This window comes from Faecalicatena faecalis, assembly GCF_012524165.2.
Classification (GTDB): domain Bacteria; phylum Bacillota; class Clostridia; order Lachnospirales; family Lachnospiraceae; genus Faecalicatena_A; species Faecalicatena_A faecalis.
In genome coordinates this window covers 209,417-228,454 of record NZ_JABACJ020000005.1, presented here as the reverse complement: position 1 = coordinate 228,454, position 19,038 = coordinate 209,417, and the positions used below count along the sequence as shown (strand labels likewise).

The following is a 19,038-nucleotide window of genomic DNA, read 5'->3' as shown; positions in this document are numbered from 1 at the left end:
TTTGTATAACAAACGTCGCGCACCCGCATAGCGGGTGGTTTATATTTCGCACGTTTCCGTTTCTCTGCTGAGAAACTCCAACGTACTCAACAGGGTCTATCCGACCCATAATGAAAAGAGGCATCCTAAAGGGATAACCCTTATGGACGCCTCAAATTCTATGAACTTTATATTGCTTCGATCTTATACTACTCCCTGTGCCATCATTGCATCTACGACCTTCTCAAAACCTGCGATATTGGCACCTACAACGTAATTGCCTTTCACATCGTATCTCTCTGCTGCATCTGCCATATTGTGGCAGATATCCACCATGATGCGCTGTAATCTGTTATCTACTTCTTCGAAGGACCAGCTTAATCTTTCACTGTTCTGTGACATCTCAAGTGCAGATGTCGCAACGCCGCCGGCATTTGCTGCCTTACCAGGTGCGAACAGCACTCCATTCGCCTGCAGATATTCTGTCGCCTCAAGCGTAGTAGGCATATTAGCTCCCTCTGCTACTGCAATACAGCCATTAGCGACCAGTGCCTTGGCATCATCCAGAAGCAGTTCGTTCTGTGTCGCACATGGCAGGGCAATGTCGACCTTAACAGACCATACGCCTCTTCCCTCATGGTATTCTGAGTTCGGACGATACATCTTATATTCTGTCAGTCTTGCACGTCTGATTTCTTTGATTTCCTTTAATGCCTCTACATCGATTCCGTCCGGATCATATACCCAGCCATTAGAATCACTGACGGTCACAACCTTAGCTCCTAACTGCTGTGCCTTCTGTGTCGCATAGATGGCAACATTACCAGATCCAGAAACTGCCACGGTCTTACCTGCAAGTTCAATTCCGTTCATCTTGAGCATCTCCTGTGTCAGGTATAGAACGCCATATCCAGTCGCTTCTGTACGCGCTAAGGAACCGCCGTAGCTTAATCCCTTACCTGTCAGAACACCTTCTGAGAGACCGCGGATTCTCTTATACTGACCATACATATAACCAATCTCTCTGGCACCAGTTCCGATGTCACCTGCCGGAACGTCTGTATCTGCTCCAATATATTTACATAATTCTGTCATAAAGCTCTGGCAGAACGCCATGACTTCTCTATCTGACTTTCCTTTCGGATCAAAATCAGATCCACCCTTTCCACCGCCGATTGGAAGCCCGGTCAGGGAATTCTTAAAGATCTGTTCAAATCCAAGGAACTTAATGATTCCAAGGTTCACAGATGGATGCAGACGAAGTCCTCCTTTGTATGGTCCGATCGCGCTGTTGAACTGTACACGGTATCCGGTATTTACCTGTACCTGGCCGTTATCATCTACCCACGGCACACGGAACTTTAACTGTCTCTCAGGCTCAACAAGTCTCTCCAGTAGCGCATCTCTGCGGTACTTTTCCTCGTTCGCCTCAACAACGACTCTCAGGGATTCCAGCACTTCTTTGACTGCCTGATGGAATTCAGGTTCTGCCGGGTTCTTCTTCACTACCAATTCAATCACTTCATCTACGTATGACATCTCTAATACCTCCTGAAATCAATAAAATCAAAAGAATTTATCTTCCTTTATTTACCTGCATTGTCTACTCGTATTATTTTAAAGACTAATTGCAGTTTTGTCAATGAAAAATTTCATATTTTTTATAACTTTATCACTTCACCCCAATAAATCTAACTCTTCATTTCTAATGTCACCTTCGTTTTCCTGTAATTCCACCCAGTATACAAACGTTTCTTTCCCATTTGGCATGTGGTTTTAATCCTTTAGTTTTCTTTTTACCATAACTACAATTTTCTTAATTTTGCAAGAATTCATTTTTCATTATTCATTTCGTCCTATTTTATATTCAATTTATAGAAGCAGGCCTAGGACGAGTGAAGCCTCTTTTGAAGTACAATGAATTTCACTTGCGAAACTTGCATGAGGAGAACTTTTCTATAATAACAAAGGGATATCATGAACGCAAATCCATGATATCCCTTTATATTCCCATATTTTTAATAACTCTCGTCTCCTAGCGTCCCATGAAATTCCAGAAACGGTCCTTGATCTCAGTAAAATGAAATGGCAGTTCTTCTCTTTTTTCCTGATATACCGTTGTCAGGAAATCAATCACATAAAGGATAATCAATACAGCTCCTGCAATTCTGCCAATATGAAATGGTATCGCATTGACGATCCGTTCTACGAACCCATGAAGTACTCCGAATAAGATCACCGTATATAACCCCCAGGCAAGAGTACTCTCCAGGCAGAGAATTCCCTTATAATTGAAGGGCTTGTCCGTATAATCCCACCAAATCTCTCCAAACAGCCGCTCCATGATCCTGGCCGTAGCCCATTCAATCGCAGTAGCAAGAACCGCACCCAGGAAGAATAGAAGTACCCTGTTATGACTGTACGGACTTAACAGGAAGTATACTGTCAGTGCACCCACACCATAAATAGGACAAATAGGGCCTCTTGAAAACCCACGGTTCGTCCATTTTCTGTTGCAGATCGACATATAGATAGATTCTACTACCCATCCAAGGATACTATATGTAAGGAACCAAAGCACCACATGGTATATGTCTTTTCCTAAAATAATCTTGTCCCACATTCTAATCACTCCGTCTTATCTTTCTATCTGTCAGCTTACATGAAATATCATACCACAGCTTTTTCTTCATTTCTACGAACTTTGGAAAGTCTTAAACAAATCTTAAAACTTTAGGGAAATCCTGTCATTTACAAATTGTTATCCCTCTTTATGAGCATAAAAATAGAGTGTTTTTCAACACTCTATTTATCTGCACATATTAATTATACTTGCGTTTTCTAGCAGCTTCAGATTTTTTCTTACGTCTTACGCTTGGCTTCTCATAGTGTTCTCTTTTGCGAATCTCCTGCTGAATGCCAGCTTTTGCACAGTTTCTTTTGAATCTGCGTAAAGCGCTATCTAACGTCTCGTTTTCTTTAACGATTACATTTGACATAGTCTCACACCTAACCTCCCCTCCAGCCTTGTATTGTGCATCATACGACTGTTCGGGTATATTTATTGCACTACAAAAGATTATACCATATTTTCGATAAACGTCAACCATTTCTGCGAAAAAAACTAAGAAAGTTGTCCTTCCAGTGTCTCCTTTGCTTTCCCCAGCGCATCTTTGATGCCTGCCGGGTTCTTTCCACCGGCCTGTGCCATATTCGGGCGTCCGCCTCCGCCTCCGCCTACCAGTCCGGCAATTGCTTTGACAAGGTTCCCTGCATGTGCGCCCTGCTTCATAGCTGCTTCTGTGGCGGTTACCATAAGACTCACTTTACCGTCATTACCGGATGCCAGAACAACGACCCCTTCTCCCAGCTTTTCTTTGAGCTGGTCACCGAGATCACGCAGGCCGTTCATATCAACGCCATCCACCTCTGCAGCCAGAAGCTTCACGCCTTTTACTTCCTGTACCTGATCCATGACATCGCCCATGGCATCCTGTGCCAGTTTGCTCTTTAAGCTCTCCACCTCTGAATGCAGCGCTTTATTTTCAGACATCATATGGCCAATCTTCTCTGCCAGATTCTCCGGTGTGGCCTTGAGAGCCTTAGCCGCCTCGTTCAGCCTCTGTTCCAGAGCATCGTAATATTTCAGAAGTCCCTTAGAGGTCAATGCCTCGATACGGCGCACTCCTGCTGCTACCCCTGTCTCGGACAAAATCTTAAGGGCCATGATCTCGCTGGTGTTCTTTACGTGAGTTCCGCCGCAGAATTCAATAGAGAATCCGCCCATATTTACAACGCGGACGATATCGCCGTATTTTTCACCGAACAGTGCCTGCGCGCCTGTCTTTCTTGCCTCCTCGATCGGCATGTTCTGTACCTCGACCGGAAGTCCCTTCGCAATATTCTCATTGACGATCTCTTCTACCTTTTTGAGTTCTTCAGGAGTCAATGCAGAGAAATGAGTAAAGTCAAAACGCAGTCTATCTTCGTTCACACTGGAACCAGCCTGCTCAACATGTGTTCCAAGTACGGTTCTTAAAGCTTTTTGAAGCAGATGAGTCGCACTGTGATTCCTTGCGGACAGAGCACGTTTCTCTTCATCTACTGCCAGTTCTGCCTGATCGCCTGTCTTAATCATGCCCTTTACGACCCGGCCGACATGACCGATTTTGCCGCCCAGAAGCTTGATTGTGTCTTCTACCTGGAATTCTCCTTCTGCCGTGCGAATCACTCCTGTATCGGCCTCCTGACCACCACTGGTCGCATAGAAAGGTGTCTCTTTCACAAAGATAGTGCCTTTCTCACCGTCTGACAGAGCATCCACAATCTCTGTCTCTGTTGTCAGAACGGTAATCTCTGATACACAGGTCAGATTCTCATATCCTACGAATGTACTTGTAATGCTTGGATCGATGGACTCGTATACGGTCACATCGGCTCCCATGTAGTTCGTCACACCGCGTGCTGCTCTTGCAGTCTGACGCTGTACCTCCATGGCTGCGTGGAATCCTTCTTCATCCACATCCATTCCCTTCTCTTCCAAAATCTCCTTAGTAAGGTCGATCGGGAATCCATAGGTATCATATAACCGGAATGTCTCGTCGCCGGACAGGGTCTTAGTCCCCTTCTCTTCCATCTCTTTGATCATATCGGATAAAATTCCCAGTCCCTGATCGATCGTCTTATTGAACTGTTCCTCTTCCTTTGCAATTACATTTAAAATAAAGTCCTTCTTTTCCTCCAGCTCTGGATATCCATCCTTAGAACCTTCGATGACAGTCAGTGCCAGCTCCGGCAGGAAATTACCTTCAATATTCAACAGTCTTCCGTGACGGCATGCTCTTCTTAACAGACGGCGCAGCACATATCCGCGACCTTCATTAGAAGGCATGATGCCATCAGAAATCATGAATGTAACGGAACGAATATGGTCCGTGATGACACGGATAGAAACATCCGTATTCTCGTCTTTCCCATATTCCACCTTTGCAAGACGGCACACATGGTCGCGGAGGGCTTTGATGGTATCCACATCAAAAATAGAATCCACATCCTGCACAACAGATGCCAGTCTCTCCAGGCCCATCCCTGTATCAATATTCTTCTGCTCCAGCTCTTCATAATGGCCCTTCCCATCATTATCGAACTGGGTAAATACGTTATTCCAGATCTCCATATAACGGTCGCATTCACAGCCTACTGTACAATCTTCTCTTCCACATCCGTACTTTTCGCCCCTGTCATAGTAGATTTCAGAGCACGGACCGCATGGGCCGGAACCATGTTCCCAAAAATTATCTTCCTTGCCGAACTTAAAAATACGTTCCGCCGGAATTCCCATCTTCTTATTCCAGATCTCAAATGCTTCGTCATCCTCCAGATAGACAGACGGATATAATCTGTCCGGGTCAAGGCCCACCACTTCTGTCAAAAATTCCCATGACCATGCGATTGCCTCTTCCTTAAAATAATCACCGAATGAGAAATTACCCAGCATCTCAAAAAATGTACCGTGGCGTGCAGTCTTACCTACATTCTCGATATCGCCTGTACGGATACACTTCTGGCAAGTCGTCACTCTCTTGCGCGGCGGGATCTCCTGGCCTGTAAAATAAGGCTTGAGCGGAGCCATTCCTGAATTGATGAGCAGAAGGCTCTTGTCATTGTGCGGCACCAGAGAAAAACTCTTCATTGCCAGGTGTCCTTTGCTCTCAAAGAACTCCAAAAACATCTTTCTTAATTGATTCACTCCATATGGTTGCATAACCTCGTCCTCCCGGTTTCTTTATCTAAAGCAGACCAACCTTGCCTGCTCTATGTTGTATCTGACACGTCCCTTAAACACCTGGCCGGTGTTCAGGGTCCGATATGCATATATAGTCAACAGAAACAGAGTGGATATTCATCCACTCTGCGTGTCTAACCTATCATACCATAGCTGTAACGGTTTTTCAAATACTATTTGCGCATATCTATAGGCGCAAACTACTACGATTTTATTATTTCAATTCAATCTCAGCCAATTCTTCCGGCGGAATATTCTTTGTTGAATTCTTCACATAATTTGTAAGTGCCTTTTTCGCCTTCGCCACCGGGATATTCGTACCTGCTCCTGCAATACATCCGCCCGGACATCCCATACCTTCGATCAGACATCCATTCATCCGGCCGGCCTTTGCCAGAGTCAGGATCTTTTTACATTCTGCAAGTCCTTCCGCATGTTCGATATTGACTTCCACTCCTGGATAATACTCATTGACACACTTTTCAATCGCCTCTGCAACACCACCAGCGCACGCATATCCACGGCCCGCTCCTGTCGCATCATGGAAGGAGGATTCTGCGGAATACTTCGTCAGGTCGATTTCCTTTGCATCGAACATTGCCTGGAGTTCCTCATATGTAACAACAAAGTCTACATCACTTCGCACCGTCCTTCTGGAAGCCTCCAGCTTCTTCGCAGCACAAGGCCCAATGAAGACAACTCTCGCATTCGGATGTTCCTTTTTGATCGTACGTGCCGTTGCCACCATAGGGGTCAGTTCCTCTGAAATCTGATCGATCAGATCCGGGAAGAACTTCTTCGCCATCATCGCCCAGGATGGACAGCAGGAAGTCAAAAGAAACGGCAGTTCACCAGAAACTACTTTTTCCACATAGTGATGCGCCTCTGAAATTGCTCCGATATCTGCTCCTAAGGCAACCTCATATACTTCTGAAAAGCCGAGTTCCTGCAGGGCCGCCTTGATATTTCTCGGTGTAATATTCTCGCCGAACTGCCCAACGAAAGCCGGTGCGATCTCTGCTACGATCTCGCCGCCCTCCTTGAGTGCGCGGGTCAACTGGAAAATCTGTGACTTATCAGAAATCGCACCGAACGGACAACTTACCATACACATACCGCAGGATACGCACTTCTCTGTATCAATATAGGCTCTGCCATGCTTATCGGAAACGATGGCGCCCACGCCGCAGGCATTCTTACAAGGTCTTTCCTTCTTAGTGATCGCATCATAAGGACAGACAGATTTACATTTACCACACTTGATACACTTCTCCTGATCAATATAAGACTTTCCGTTCACCATGGAGATCGCACCTTTTGGACAGACCTCCTGGCATGGATGTGCCAGACATCCTTTACACATATTGCTGACCTCGTATTTGTTCTCCTCACAGCGTTCACACGCAGAAGGAATGACCTGCATAAGAGGCGGCTCATAGTATTTTTCAGAAATATTACTTGCTTCTACTCCGGCAGTCAGATGGACTGGCTTATTCTCCGGGCGCAGGGACAATCCCATTGCCAGTCTCAGTCTCTCTCTTACGATCGCGCGGGCACGATATGTACTCTCGCGGTACTGAACCTCGGTATCATCATTCACAATCTCATAAGGTATTGCTTCCATATCTGCTAACAACGTCTCCGCGTCAGCTTTAAATCCCAACTTTGCAACTTCTGTAAAAACGCGTCTTCGAATCGCTCTGACAGGCGTCTGCAGTCCTCTCATCATAGGTCATCTTCCTCCTGAATTCTCTTAAAAAACGGCACTTTGTCCGCTTCCTCTTACTTTGCATTACCACTATACCGTTTTGTTAAAAAATAGTCAATACCGTTCCTTGTACAAAAAAAGGTACATTCCAGCCTACTTTCCCTGGAGCAGCTTCTGCGCATAATAGACGGACTGCATAGCATCCTTCCCATAAAAATCTGCTCCGATCATATCCGCATATTCCTGGTTCAAAACTGCGCCCCCGACCATCACCTTACAGTCCGGTGCCTGCTTTTTTAACTGCCGGATTGTCTCTTCCATACTGACTACCGTTGTCGTCATCAGGGCGCTCAAGCCCACCAGACGGATGTTTTCCTTTAATACGGTCTCCACGATCAACTCAGGAGGCACATCCTTCCCCAGATCCACCACCTCAAAGCTGTAATTTTCCAGAAGCACTTTCACGATATTCTTCCCGATATCATGGATATCTCCTTTGACTGTCGCGAGTACGACCTTTTCCTTCTTTTCGACCTCACTGCCGCTGGCAGCCAGAATGTCTTTCAGGACCGAAAATGCCGCCTTTGCTGCCTCCGCACTCATCAAAAGCTGTGGCAGGAATACAGTTCCCGTCTCAAAGCCTTTTCCGACATGGTCCAAAGCCGGAATCAGATACTCATTGATGATATCTAAGGGTGCCTTTGTCTTAGCCAGCTCCATAGTAATGCGGTGCGCATCTTCCTTCAGACCCTTTTCGATTGCAGTGTCAAGCTGCATCTGGCTGCCTGCAGCGCCTGTTGCACTTGGAGCGGCAGGCGCTGCCCCCGCATACTGGGCAATATAATGCTCACAGTTCTGATCCAGATTCATCAGTGCATGAAATGCATAATAGGACTTCATCATCTCCTCCGAGGACGGATTGATGATTCCTGCGCTTAAACCATTCTGCATCGCCATCGTGTAGAATGCAGCGTTGATGACCGGACGGCTGGGCAGTCCAAAGGATATATTAGATACTCCCAGTACAGTGTGAACCCCCAGTTCTTCCCGCACTCTTTTTAAGGCTTCGAGAGTGACCCTCGCTCCATCCGGCTCGGAACTGATTGTCATACACAAAACGTCGATCACGATATCCTTCTTCTGGATTCCGTACTTCGCAGCTTCTGCAATGATTTGTTCTGCAATCTTCACCCTGCCGTCAGCTGTTTCAGGGATTCCCTTTTCATCCAATGTAAGCCCGATCACGACACCACCGTATTTTTGAAGAAGTGGGAAGACAGCATCCATGGACTCCTGTTTGCCGCTGACGGAGTTCACCATCGCTTTTCCATTATAAATGCGAAGTGCAGCCTCCATCGCATTCACGTCCACCGTATCGATCTGCAGCGGAAGATTTGTCACGCTCTGCAGCTCGGTCACCACCTCGCGCATCATGGCTGTCTCGTCAATATCCGGGAGCCCCACATTCACATCCAGGATATGTGCTCCCTTGTCCTGCTGCGTGATTCCCTCCCTCAGAATGTAATCCAGGTCATGCTCCTTTAGAGCCTGCTTGAACTTTTTCTTGCCTGTAGGATTGATCCGTTCTCCAATGATCTTAGATCCCTCTCCTAAGCACACGGCCTGTCCATAGGAAGACACCATGGTCCATTCTTTTGGCTCCAGGGGTTTGATCTTTATCCCACGGCAGAGTTTGATCATCGCATGGATATGTTCCGGTGTGGTGCCGCAGCAGCCGCCAATCACAGCAGCGCCCTTCCTGACGATTTCCTGCATCACAAAAGCAAACTCTTCCGGAGAGACATCATATACAGTCTCGCCATCCACCTGCTTCGGAAGCCCTGCGTTCGGCTTCACTATGATTGGGAGGGAAGAATATTTCAAGATTTCCTCCAGGATGGGAAGCATCTGCCTGGGCCCGAGTCCACAGTTGATTCCCATCGCATCCACGCGCAGTCCCTCCAGCAGAGCGGTCACTGCAGGAACATCCGCACCTGTCAAAAGCTTCCCCCGTTCATCAAAAATCGTTGTTACGAACACGGGAAGATCCGTGTTCTCCTTCGCCGCAAGCACTGCCGCCTTCAACTCATAGGTATCACTCATCGTCTCAATATGAATCAGGTCGGCTCCTGCCTCCTCTCCATATTTGACCACCTCCCGAAAGGCCTGGTAAGCTTCCTCAAAATCCAGATCTCCCATAGGCTTTAACAGCTTTCCTGTGGGGCCGATATCCAGCGCCGTATAAATCCTGCGTCCGTTAGTCTCTGCCCGTCTGGCCGCCTCTTTCACATGGCCGACTGCCACAGTAACGATGTCTTTCAATGAGCACGACTTGTCATGGAACTTTAGAGCATTGGCCCCGAACGTATTCGCCAGGACAATATCACTTCCAGCTTCAATATACTTCCTGTGAATTTCAATTACAGTCTCCGGGTGGGTCATATTCCAGGTCTCCGGCAGCTCCCCCGGCTTCAATCCTTCTGCTTGCAGCAGTGTTCCCATACCGCCATCAAAAAACAGCAGTTCTTTTCCTAATCTGTCTAAAATCATATTCTGTCCTTTCTGCTTATGTCACCGGGACATTCCTTCTGTAGATACAATCTTTCTTATCACAGACCTCGCATCCCTTTGTATGACAGTTCTCTTTTGTCTTACTTGCACCGATTACGGCTGTTACAGATTTTGTTGGTGTCATCATATAACTGTCCGTCATCGTAAGCCCGATTGTCTTTGCACAATCCAGCATCCTCATCAGAGGCTCCTGGAAGCAGATATCGAAATCCCCATACCCCGGACTAAATCTGGGCCGCAGATAGAGTCCTTCCTGTCCAAGTATCCTTCCGATCTCTGCCTGGCATTCGTCGCAGTACTCCTCCAGCACCGCTGCCGCGCATGCCTGTAATACAACCGCTGCCGCCATGTCAGTCAGTGAAGTCCGTGTAATCAATCGGTCCACGGCCGTGCCCAGTGTAGCACCGAATAAAACGATTCCGCTGCACCCTCTTAAATTCCTGCCCAAGCTTTTGCTCTGCACCTCTGTCTCCCCGATTTTAAGCCGGTCGTCCGCTATCTGTTGAAAATCAAAGATGCGATAGATGGATCTCTTGTCCGCCGCATCCTCCAGATTCCGAAAGGAATCTGAAATCAGCGCAAGAGTCTTTTCATCTACCGCATGCTTTCCATACCCCAGATAGCGGATGGCTTCCTTTGTCATCTGATCCATCTGTTATAGCTCCTAGCATTTAATAATTTCTGACAAGTTGTCCATGATCGCTTTTGCAACCTCTGGTTTATTCATGGAATAAATATGAATATTCTTTACACCATTTGCAAGCAGGTCAATGATCTGGTCCGTCGCATATGCAATACCAGCCTGCTGCATCGCCTCCGGGCAGTCTCCGAACCGGTCCAGAATCGCCTGAAACCTTCTTGGGAATACTGTCCCTGATAATTCACAGCTTCTCTTCATCTGCTTTGCGCTTGTAATCGGCATGATTCCCGGCAGGACCGGAACCGTGATTCCTGCTTCACGGATACGGTATAAGAAATTATAGTGGATGTCATTGTCAAAGAACATCTGAGTCGTCAGGAAGTCAACACCGCTGTCTACCTTCTGTTTTAAATACTTGATGTCATCTTCTTTATGCTCATTCTCCACATGCCCTTCCGGATAACATGCTGCACCGATGCAAAAATCTCCCGAATTACGAATCTCTTTAACAAGCTCATACGCATAATGGAATCTGTCCTCGGTCGGAAAACCCATATCTGCCGGAATATCTCCCCTGAGTGCCAGGATATTCTCGATTCCCAGCTCTTTCAGGTTCGCGATCACCATCCTTACTTCCTCCTTGGTAGAGGATGCGCAGGTCAGATGTGCCAGGCTCTCCACGCCTAAATCTTCCTTGATATGCTTTGCGATCTTCGCAGTATTCTTACTCGTTCCTCCGCCTGCACCATAGGTGACACTGATAAAATCAGGGGAAAGCCCTGCAATCTTATCGGTCGCAGCAAGGACCTTGTCAAATCCTGCATCTGTCTTCGGTGGGAACACTTCAAATGATATATGTATCCGGTCTTCTTTCAGTCTGTCTATAATCTTCATGCCTTCTTCTCCTGTGTATAATAGATAGCCAAAATCCCCTTCTTATTCTCCGATCAGGCTCTTATATAAATCGTCATACTGTCTTGCAGAATTCTTCCATGAGAAATCCATATTCATAGCTCGTTCTACAATTTTATTCCAGTCACGTTTCTTATCGTAATAGATACGTTCTGCATAACGGACGGTATTCAATACTTCCTGTGCATTATAATTGCAGAAGCTAAATCCCGTTCCGGTCTTTTCAAATTCATTATATGGCTCTACTGTATCCTTTAATCCTCCGGTCTCTCTTACGATCGGAATCGTTCCGTATCTAAGGCTCATCAACTGGCTCAGTCCACATGGTTCGAACAGAGACGGCATAAGGAATGCATCACATGACGCATAGATCTTATGAGATAGATCCTCTGAATAAAAGATATTCGCAGAAACCTTTCCTGAGTACTTCCATGCAAAATGACGGAACATGTTCTCGTATTTTGCTTCTCCTGTGCCAAGTACGACAATCTGTACCGCATCCTGGCAAAGGTCATCCATGATATAGTCTACAAGGTCAAATCCCTTTTGGTCAGTCAGTCTGGATACCATACCGATCATCATGATCTTCGGGTCCTTCTCCAGCCCGAGCTCTTCCTGAAGAGCAGCCTTGTTATATGGTTTGTTCTTTCTAAATGTGTCTACTGTAAATTTCTTGGCAATCCTGTTATCCTTAAATGGACAATATTCTTCGTAATCCAGTCCATTCACGATACCGGACAGATCGTTCGATCTTGCCTGCATCAATCCGTCAAGGCCTTCCCCAAAGAATGGAGTCTTGATCTCCTGGGCATAGGTCTGGCTGACAGTTGTCACTTTATCTGCATAAACGATTCCGCCCTTGAGCAGATTCGCGTCTTTGTATGCTTCCATCTTATCCGGTGCGAAATAGTAATCCGGCAGCCCTGTGATGCCCTGGACCGTCTTCGTATCCCATACGCCCTGGAACTTTAAGTTATGTATCGTCATCACGGTCTTGATACCACGATAATACTCTCCAAGATAACGGAAATTATCGAGGTAAACAGGAATCAGTCCAGTCTGCCAGTCATGACAGTGGATGAGTTCCGGACGGAATCCGATAACAGGGAGGATGCTCAATACTGCCTTTGAGAAGAATGCGAACTTCTCGATATTCCACTTGGGATCGCCATCATAAGGAGCGAATCCGCCGAAATAATACTCGTTATCGATAAAATAAAATGTAATATTGTCGTATACACACTTTAAAATACCGACATATTGGTCCACACCTGCGATATCCATATAAAAATGGTTCTCATATTCCAGCATGTCTTTCCATTTCTGGTTCATGCATGTATATTTGGGCAGGACAACTCTGACATCGTATTTTTTCTTGTCAAAATATTTGGGCAGTGAACCGACAACATCAGCCAATCCTCCTGTCTTGATAAAAGGTACACACTCGGATGATGCAAATAAAATATTTTTCATAAATAAACCCTCCCACTTTCCTCGAGTTATGTTCGAAGCATTATGCTATTGACTATTATACCTCATTTTTGAGGCAAAGGGAAGAATTATCTGTGTTTATACTCCAATTGGATCGTATCTGCAATCAATGCGATAAATTCAGAATTTGTCGGTTTTCCCTTTCCTGTGCTCACCGTATAACCAAACAGTTCATCCAGTGTATCTAACTTTCCGCGGTTCCATGCTACTTCAATTGCATGTCTGATCGCGCGTTCTACACGACTGGATGTTGTCTGATATTTCTTGGCTACTGTCGGATAAAGTACTTTTGTAATAGCATTTAGTACATCCATGTCTTCAACAGCCATCATAATTGCGTCTCTTAAATAATGGTATCCTTTGATGTGAGCGGGAATGCCGATCTCGTGAAGCATATTTGTGACACGATTTTCCAGGTCCTCTTCTCTGATGCCGGTACTTACGGATAATTCATCATTTTTCTTTTCGTGGTTTCGGAACACTTTTCTTACAGTTTTTATGCGATTCAACAACATCTCGTTATTAAAAGGTTTCATGATGTAGTAATTTGCGCCTTTGTTGAAAGCGTCTTCTGTAATTTTTTCCTGGCCAACTGCTGTTACGACAATAAAATCAGGGCGTTTTGTCATGGTTTTGTCTTGATTGATCTTTTCCATCACGGTCAGTCCGTCCATTTTCGGCATAATCAGATCAAGAAGAACCACGTCCGGCTGTTTGTTTTTGATGATTTGACACATCTCCTCACCATTTTTAGCCTTTCCCACCACATTCAGCTCCTTGTCCATGTTGATGATTTCTTCAAGTAAGTCCAAAATTCTTTCATTATCATCAGCGATGGCCACGTTTAAATGTTCCATAATCCCTCTCTCCTCTAAGGACCAGATCCAAGGAAACGCCACTCGATTATTATATCTGCCAATGATTGCAGAATCAAGGGGAATTTGTTTCTCTAATTCGACAAAGTCTGACTTGCAACATTGTCGAGCATATTTTCAATAAAAATGCCGTAGCCTTTTGTGGAATCCTGGACGAACACGTGCGTCACCGCTCCGATTAATTTTCCGTTCTGCAAAATAGGGCTTCCGCTCATTCCCTGTATGATTCCTCCGGTCTTTTCAAGGAGTTCGGGATCTGTCACTTGGATGACCAGTCCCTTGTTTGCCTCCCGTCCGGAATCGTCGATATCTGTCACCTGAATGCTGTATTCTTTGATTTCGTTGTCGACAAAGCAACGTATTGTCGCGTCGCCAATTTCTATCTCCTCTTTTGATGCAGTCTGCACTGGAATCTGTTCGGAAAACAGCTCATCGATCTTGTCGACTTTGCCATATATCCCTTCATCCGTATTTTTTTCAATGCTCCCGAGCTTATTATAGCCATTATAGACAATAATCCCTTCCATACTGCCCGGAATGCCATTCTCTCCCTTTTTGACTGAATGAATGCTCGTCTTGTACAGAGTTCCTTCTGCAATAGACAAAAGGACGTTCGTGTCCGTATCGTGTATTCCATGTCCCAGCGCCCCGAACTCACTATTCCCTGTCAAAAATGTGATAGTCCCCAGTCCCTGTACATTATCTCTGACCCAGATTCCCAGCTTATAGTCATCGGTGCCGCATTCCACAGGCTTTACCCGGACATCAATCATCTCATCCTCTCTGCGCAGCTTTAGGATGACATCCTCTCCATCCAGATCCTTCAGAGCTTCCATCAGTTCCTTCTTATTCGCAATCTTCTTCCCATTCAATCCGGTAATATAATCCCCGCATTTTACCAGATGGCCGGCCGGCTCATATTCGACTCCGTCCACACCCTTGATATGATCCGTATCAAGCACCATCACGCCGTCCGTCTCCATATAGATCCCGACCGGCATCCCGCCGAGCAGGACCGTGTCTTCACTGATCGTCTCTGTGCTGACCTCGGTCTGCTCCATGGCATCGGCCGCCGACCACCCGAAATATCCTGCTCCAAAGGCCAGAAAAGCAGCAGATATCATCACCATGATTTGTTTCTGCCAGCGTCTCTTCATGCATCCACACCCTTTCTATGCGCTTTCAGTTTTTCGAAAAGCATATTAATATAAAAGAAAAAAACGGGTACCAATTGGTATCCGTTTTTAGTATGTGTGCACATCGCTTTTTTCACTCTGGTATTATATTTCACGCTTTGCCATTTCTTTCATCTCAGCAGCACTTTCTAATATCTTACCGGTCACATTCGCACCGCCCAGAAGTCTTGCAAGCTCTTGAATGGATTCTGACTCTTCCAGACAGAAAATCTCTGTTTTAGTAATATTTTCCTTTGCCTCCTTCTGAATCAGGTAATGAGCATCTGCCATCGCTGCGATCTGAGGCAGATGGGTGATGCAGATCACCTGTCGGCTCCTGCCGATCACATGCATCTTCTCCGCGACCTTCCCGGCCGTGATCCCGCTGATTCCGGTATCGATCTCATCGAAGATCAAGGTCGGTGTTTCTTCCTTATCTGCCAGGACTGCCTTGATCGCCAGCATGATTCTGGAAAGCTCACCGCCGGAGGCCACGTTACTAAGTGGTTTCAAAGCCTCTCCCGGATTTGTGGAAATATAGAATTCGCCTTCGTCCTTTCCATTGGATGTGTAAGAATCCAGCTCATTCAGACGCAGCTCGAACTTTACATCCAGGAAATTCAGATCCTTGAGTCCCTGGGAGATTTCCTTTTCAAAAGAAATGCCTGCCTTTTTTCTAGCCTTGCTAAGTGCCAAGGAATACTTCTTTAACTCCTCTTCACATTTTATGAGATTTTTGTTCAGCTCTGCAATATAATTTTCATAATCTTTCAGTTCATTTAGTCTTTCCGTCTTTTGACGGCAGTATTCTTTAATTTCACTGACACCGCTTCCATATTTTGCCTTTAAATGGTTGAGCAGGTTCAACCGGCTTTCTGTCTCATAATATTCTTCCTCTGAGAACTCAAAGCTTTTTTCATATTCGGACAGTTCCCGGTTAAAATCATTCAGAAGGCTGTCGATCTCCACGAGCTGCTCATACAGCGTGGCTCCCTTGTCATCACATTCACTGACATCCTGAAATGCACGAATTGCCCGGCTGAGCAGGTCACTTGCATTGGCAGATGCAGATTCACTCGTGTACTGATAGGTCTCCGCAATTCCTTCCGTATAACGGCGGCTCTCTGTCATACGCTGATAGAGCGCCTCCAGCTCCTCATCCTCGTTGTCCAGAAGGCCGGCTTCTGTAATCTCCTGGATTTCAAATTCCGCAAGAGAAAGCTCCTTCTGTCTGCTCTGCTCATCCATACCAGACTCTTCCAATTTCTTTTTACATTTCTGGTATTCACGATAAGACTTTGAGACTGCCTTTTTCAGTTTCTCCACTGATTCCCCTGCATATACATCCAAGAGTGCCAGGTGATTCTTCTTATGCAGCAGTGTCTGGTGTTCATGCTGTCCATGGATATCAATCAACAGACTGGCAACATCTCTTAACACGCTCATGTTCACCGTCTCTCCGTTGATCTTGCTGATACTGCGTCCCTCCATCAGTTTTCTGGACAGCACAAGAAGTCCGTCCTCCGGGAAGATATCCAATGCCTCAAGCTGTTTTTTGATGGCATCATCCTCAATAGTAAAAATCAATTCCACCAGACCAGCCTGCGCACCCTTGCGCAGCATATCCGCGTTATATCTGCCTCCCAGGGCAAGATTCACAGAGCCTAAGATAATGGACTTCCCGGCTCCAGTCTCTCCGGTCAGGATGTTCAACCCTTCCCGGAACTCTACTTCAATTTCATCAATCAATGCTAAATTTTTTACATGCAGATATTGTAACATATTCTCTTCCTAATTCCCTTTAGACACAATCTTGTGAATCTTGTCCATGACAGCTACCGTCTCATCTACACTTCGGATCGCACACATAATCGTGTCATCTCCCGCGATGCATCCTACGACCTCATTCCATTTCATCGCATCGACCGCCGCTGCAACTGCCATTGCCATGCCTGAGACCGTTTTAATAACAAGAATATTCTGTGCCATATCCATGGAAACATACCCGTCTTTTAATACACGGATATACTTTTCGCTCATCCCGTCCTCCTCCGGCTTAAGCACAACATACTTCTGCTTTCCGCCGTCAACAGATACCTTAGTGAGCTTAAGATCCCTGATGTCTCTGGATACGGTTGCCTGAGTTACCTTGAAACCGGCACCATTCAAGCGCTCCGCCAGTTCTTCCTGGGTTTCAATATTATTCTGGCTGATTAATTCGATTATTTTTGCATGACGACTGACCTTCATTGTCCTAGTTTCCTTTCATTTTCTCGCGCATAGTCTTCATAAAACTCTCTTTACTCAGTTTCACCAGTTTCGTTGTTTCCTGTGACTTTCTGATCAGGATTCGATTTCCAGTCACCAACGGCACCGTACTGGCACCATCAAATGTAACACTTGCATGCTCCGTCCTGCCATAACGGCCCTCGCAGATTTCCACCTCAATCGTATCCTTTGCTGAAAGCACGATGCTGCTCGTATTCAGCGCATGGGAACAGATCGGGGTAATCACGAACATGCTGGCCGTCGGTTCTACGATTGGACCTCCCGCAGAAAGATTATATCCGGTCGTCCCTGTCGGTGTGGAAATGATTACGCCGTCCGCCAGATAGCTGTTGAGCATCTCGCCGTTGACATATACATTAAAATGGACCACCCGAAGGCTTCCCTCTCTCGTCACGACGATATCATTCATGGCCACATCATCGATCAGTCCCTCCACAGTACCGCGCATCATCATCCGTTCCTCAATCACGGGCCTGGATTCAAACAGCTTATCAAGAGCCTTCTGATAATCATTGAGTTCTACCTCTGTCAGGTAACCCAATGTCCCAAGATTGATTCCAAGCAACGGAATATTATGTCCTTCCAGTTCCCTTGCGGCACGGATGAGAGTCCCATCCCCGCCTAACACAAGCGCACAATCTATCCCTTTCGGCACGGTACCCGGGATGATGTGTCCTTCTTCATCTTTTTCTGATAAGATACAGTGTTTCTGATTCTGCTCAATATACGCCATGATCTCTTTTGTAATCCTGAGGTCACCGTCTTTGAGCATATTGGTTATCATATAAAAATTGTCCATCTTATACCTCTTATTTAGCCAAAGTTTCAAATGCTCTATCTACGACAGACTGCAGATCCACTGCAATCTCTGGTGCGCCTTCTTCCCGCTTTTTCAAATGAATCAGGTATTCAATGTTTCCCTCCGGTCCCTTGATCGGAGAAAAGTCAATATTTAAAATTTCAAATCCAATTGAATTGGCGTAAGAAGCCACCTTTTCAATGACCTCATGATGAGTGCTGCGCTCTCTCACCACACCTTTTTTCCCGACCTTTTCACGTCCTGCCTCAAACTGCGGCTTGATCAGAGCGACAATCTCCCCATCCGCTGTCAGATAGTTGCGAATCGGCTCAAGAACCTTAGTCAGGGAGATAAAAGAGACATCAATGGAAGAAAAATCTACCGGCTCCCCGATATCTTCCGGGGTCACATAACGGATGTTGGTCTTCTCCATACATACGACCCTCTCATCCTGACGAAGCTTCCAGTCCAGTTGTCCGCGCCCCACATCGATGGCAAAGACTTTGACTGCCCCGTTCTGGAGCATGCAGTCTGTAAAGCCTCCCGTGGAAGAACCTACATCCGTACAGACCTTCCCTTCCACCGTAACGTCAAAATTCGCAAGTGCTTTTTCAAGCTTCAGTCCGCCCCGGCTTACATATGGCAGTGTATGGCCCTTCACCTCGATCTGTACATCCTCAGAAAAGGAAGAGCCTGCCTTGTCTTCCCTCTCACCGTCCACAAATACATTGCCGGACATAATGATGGCTTTTGCTTTTTCTCTGGATTCTGCAAGGTTGCGTTTCACAAGCAGAACATCTAATCGTTCCTTCAT

The 19,038-nt window shown here is 46.0% G+C and carries 15 protein-coding genes; all 15 read right to left on the bottom strand.

What is annotated here, in order from left to right; all coding sequences use genetic code 11:
• Window positions 1–183: 183 nt before the first annotated feature.
• Window positions 184–1,518 carry an NADP-specific glutamate dehydrogenase gene (gene gdhA / locus HGO97_RS08100; RefSeq protein ID WP_216240799.1) on the bottom strand — a complete coding sequence of 445 codons (1,335 nt, stop codon included), beginning with the start codon at window positions 1,516–1,518 and terminating at the stop codon, window positions 184–186.
• 496 nt (window positions 1,519–2,014) lie between these two features.
• Window positions 2,015–2,602: a putative ABC transporter permease gene (locus HGO97_RS08095; protein ID WP_216240798.1), complete on the bottom strand. Its 588-nt coding sequence runs from the start codon at window positions 2,600–2,602 to the stop codon at window positions 2,015–2,017.
• Window positions 2,603–2,801: 199 nt separating this feature from the next.
• Complete coding sequence (gene rpsU / locus HGO97_RS08090) at window positions 2,802–2,978, bottom strand: 30S ribosomal protein S21 (RefSeq protein WP_004054229.1); 177 nt, start codon at window positions 2,976–2,978, stop codon at window positions 2,802–2,804.
• Between the two features lie 125 nt (window positions 2,979–3,103).
• Window positions 3,104–5,743 carry an alanine--tRNA ligase gene (gene alaS / locus HGO97_RS08085; RefSeq protein ID WP_216240797.1) on the bottom strand — a complete coding sequence of 880 codons (2,640 nt, stop codon included), beginning with the start codon at window positions 5,741–5,743 and terminating at the stop codon, window positions 3,104–3,106.
• A 235-nt stretch (window positions 5,744–5,978) separates the two neighbouring features.
• Window positions 5,979–7,493, bottom strand: coding sequence for a 4Fe-4S dicluster domain-containing protein (locus HGO97_RS08080; protein ID WP_216240796.1), 1,515 nt, complete (start codon window positions 7,491–7,493; stop codon window positions 5,979–5,981).
• 132 nt (window positions 7,494–7,625) lie between these two features.
• Window positions 7,626–10,022 (bottom strand): homocysteine S-methyltransferase family protein, encoded by a 2,397-nt coding sequence (locus HGO97_RS08075; RefSeq protein WP_216240795.1) that lies wholly within the window; start codon window positions 10,020–10,022, stop codon window positions 7,626–7,628.
• 16 nt (window positions 10,023–10,038) lie between these two features.
• Window positions 10,039–10,695 carry a vitamin B12 dependent-methionine synthase activation domain-containing protein gene (locus HGO97_RS08070; RefSeq protein ID WP_216240794.1) on the bottom strand — a complete coding sequence of 219 codons (657 nt, stop codon included), beginning with the start codon at window positions 10,693–10,695 and terminating at the stop codon, window positions 10,039–10,041.
• A gap of 12 nt (window positions 10,696–10,707) precedes the next feature.
• Window positions 10,708–11,577, bottom strand: coding sequence for a methylenetetrahydrofolate reductase [NAD(P)H] (metF, locus tag HGO97_RS08065; RefSeq protein ID WP_216240793.1), 870 nt, complete (start codon window positions 11,575–11,577; stop codon window positions 10,708–10,710).
• 42 nt (window positions 11,578–11,619) lie between these two features.
• Complete coding sequence (glgA, locus tag HGO97_RS08060) at window positions 11,620–13,068, bottom strand: glycogen synthase GlgA (RefSeq protein ID WP_216240792.1); 1,449 nt, start codon at window positions 13,066–13,068, stop codon at window positions 11,620–11,622.
• An 86-nt stretch (window positions 13,069–13,154) separates the two neighbouring features.
• Complete coding sequence (spo0A, locus tag HGO97_RS08055) at window positions 13,155–13,943, bottom strand: sporulation transcription factor Spo0A (RefSeq protein ID WP_216240791.1); 789 nt, start codon at window positions 13,941–13,943, stop codon at window positions 13,155–13,157.
• A gap of 92 nt (window positions 13,944–14,035) precedes the next feature.
• A complete protein-coding gene (spoIVB, locus tag HGO97_RS08050; RefSeq protein ID WP_216240790.1) occupies window positions 14,036–15,118 on the bottom strand; it encodes a SpoIVB peptidase in 1,083 nt (360 codons plus the stop codon).
• A 123-nt stretch (window positions 15,119–15,241) separates the two neighbouring features.
• A complete protein-coding gene (gene recN, locus HGO97_RS08045) occupies window positions 15,242–16,918 on the bottom strand; it encodes a DNA repair protein RecN (protein WP_216240789.1) in 1,677 nt (558 codons plus the stop codon).
• Between the two features lie 9 nt (window positions 16,919–16,927).
• A complete protein-coding gene (gene argR / locus HGO97_RS08040; protein ID WP_216240788.1) occupies window positions 16,928–17,386 on the bottom strand; it encodes an arginine repressor in 459 nt (152 codons plus the stop codon).
• Between the two features lie 4 nt (window positions 17,387–17,390).
• Complete coding sequence (locus HGO97_RS08035; RefSeq protein ID WP_216240787.1) at window positions 17,391–18,224, bottom strand: NAD(+)/NADH kinase; 834 nt, start codon at window positions 18,222–18,224, stop codon at window positions 17,391–17,393.
• A 10-nt stretch (window positions 18,225–18,234) separates the two neighbouring features.
• Entirely contained in the window at window positions 18,235–19,038 is an 804-nt protein-coding gene (locus HGO97_RS08030; RefSeq protein ID WP_216240786.1) for a TlyA family RNA methyltransferase, read from the bottom strand.

What these genes read in the sequence shown, in the direction of transcription:
- gdhA (WP_216240799.1), bottom strand. Translation starts at nt 1,518, where the DNA reads ATGTCATACGTAGATGAAGTGATTGAATTGGTAGTGAAGAAGAACCCG.
- HGO97_RS08095 (WP_216240798.1), bottom strand. Translation starts at nt 2,602, where the DNA reads ATGTGGGACAAGATTATTTTAGGAAAAGACATATACCATGTGGTGCTT.
- rpsU (WP_004054229.1), bottom strand. Translation starts at nt 2,978, where the DNA reads ATGTCAAATGTAATCGTTAAAGAAAACGAGACGTTAGATAGCGCTTTA.
- alaS (WP_216240797.1), bottom strand. Translation starts at nt 5,743, where the DNA reads ATGCAACCATATGGAGTGAATCAATTAAGAAAGATGTTTTTGGAGTTC.
- HGO97_RS08080 (WP_216240796.1), bottom strand. Translation starts at nt 7,493, where the DNA reads ATGATGAGAGGACTGCAGACGCCTGTCAGAGCGATTCGAAGACGCGTT.
- HGO97_RS08075 (WP_216240795.1), bottom strand. Translation starts at nt 10,022, where the DNA reads ATGATTTTAGACAGATTAGGAAAAGAACTGCTGTTTTTTGATGGCGGT.
- HGO97_RS08070 (WP_216240794.1), bottom strand. Translation starts at nt 10,695, where the DNA reads ATGGATCAGATGACAAAGGAAGCCATCCGCTATCTGGGGTATGGAAAG.
- metF (WP_216240793.1), bottom strand. Translation starts at nt 11,577, where the DNA reads ATGAAGATTATAGACAGACTGAAAGAAGACCGGATACATATATCATTT.
- glgA (WP_216240792.1), bottom strand. Translation starts at nt 13,068, where the DNA reads ATGAAAAATATTTTATTTGCATCATCCGAGTGTGTACCTTTTATCAAG.
- spo0A (WP_216240791.1), bottom strand. Translation starts at nt 13,943, where the DNA reads ATGGAACATTTAAACGTGGCCATCGCTGATGATAATGAAAGAATTTTG.
- spoIVB (WP_216240790.1), bottom strand. Translation starts at nt 15,118, where the DNA reads ATGAAGAGACGCTGGCAGAAACAAATCATGGTGATGATATCTGCTGCT.
- recN (WP_216240789.1), bottom strand. Translation starts at nt 16,918, where the DNA reads ATGTTACAATATCTGCATGTAAAAAATTTAGCATTGATTGATGAAATT.
- argR (WP_216240788.1), bottom strand. Translation starts at nt 17,386, where the DNA reads ATGAAGGTCAGTCGTCATGCAAAAATAATCGAATTAATCAGCCAGAAT.
- HGO97_RS08035 (WP_216240787.1), bottom strand. Translation starts at nt 18,224, where the DNA reads ATGGACAATTTTTATATGATAACCAATATGCTCAAAGACGGTGACCTC.
- HGO97_RS08030 (WP_216240786.1), bottom strand. Translation starts at nt 19,038, where the DNA reads ATGAAGGAACGATTAGATGTTCTGCTTGTGAAACGCAACCTTGCAGAA.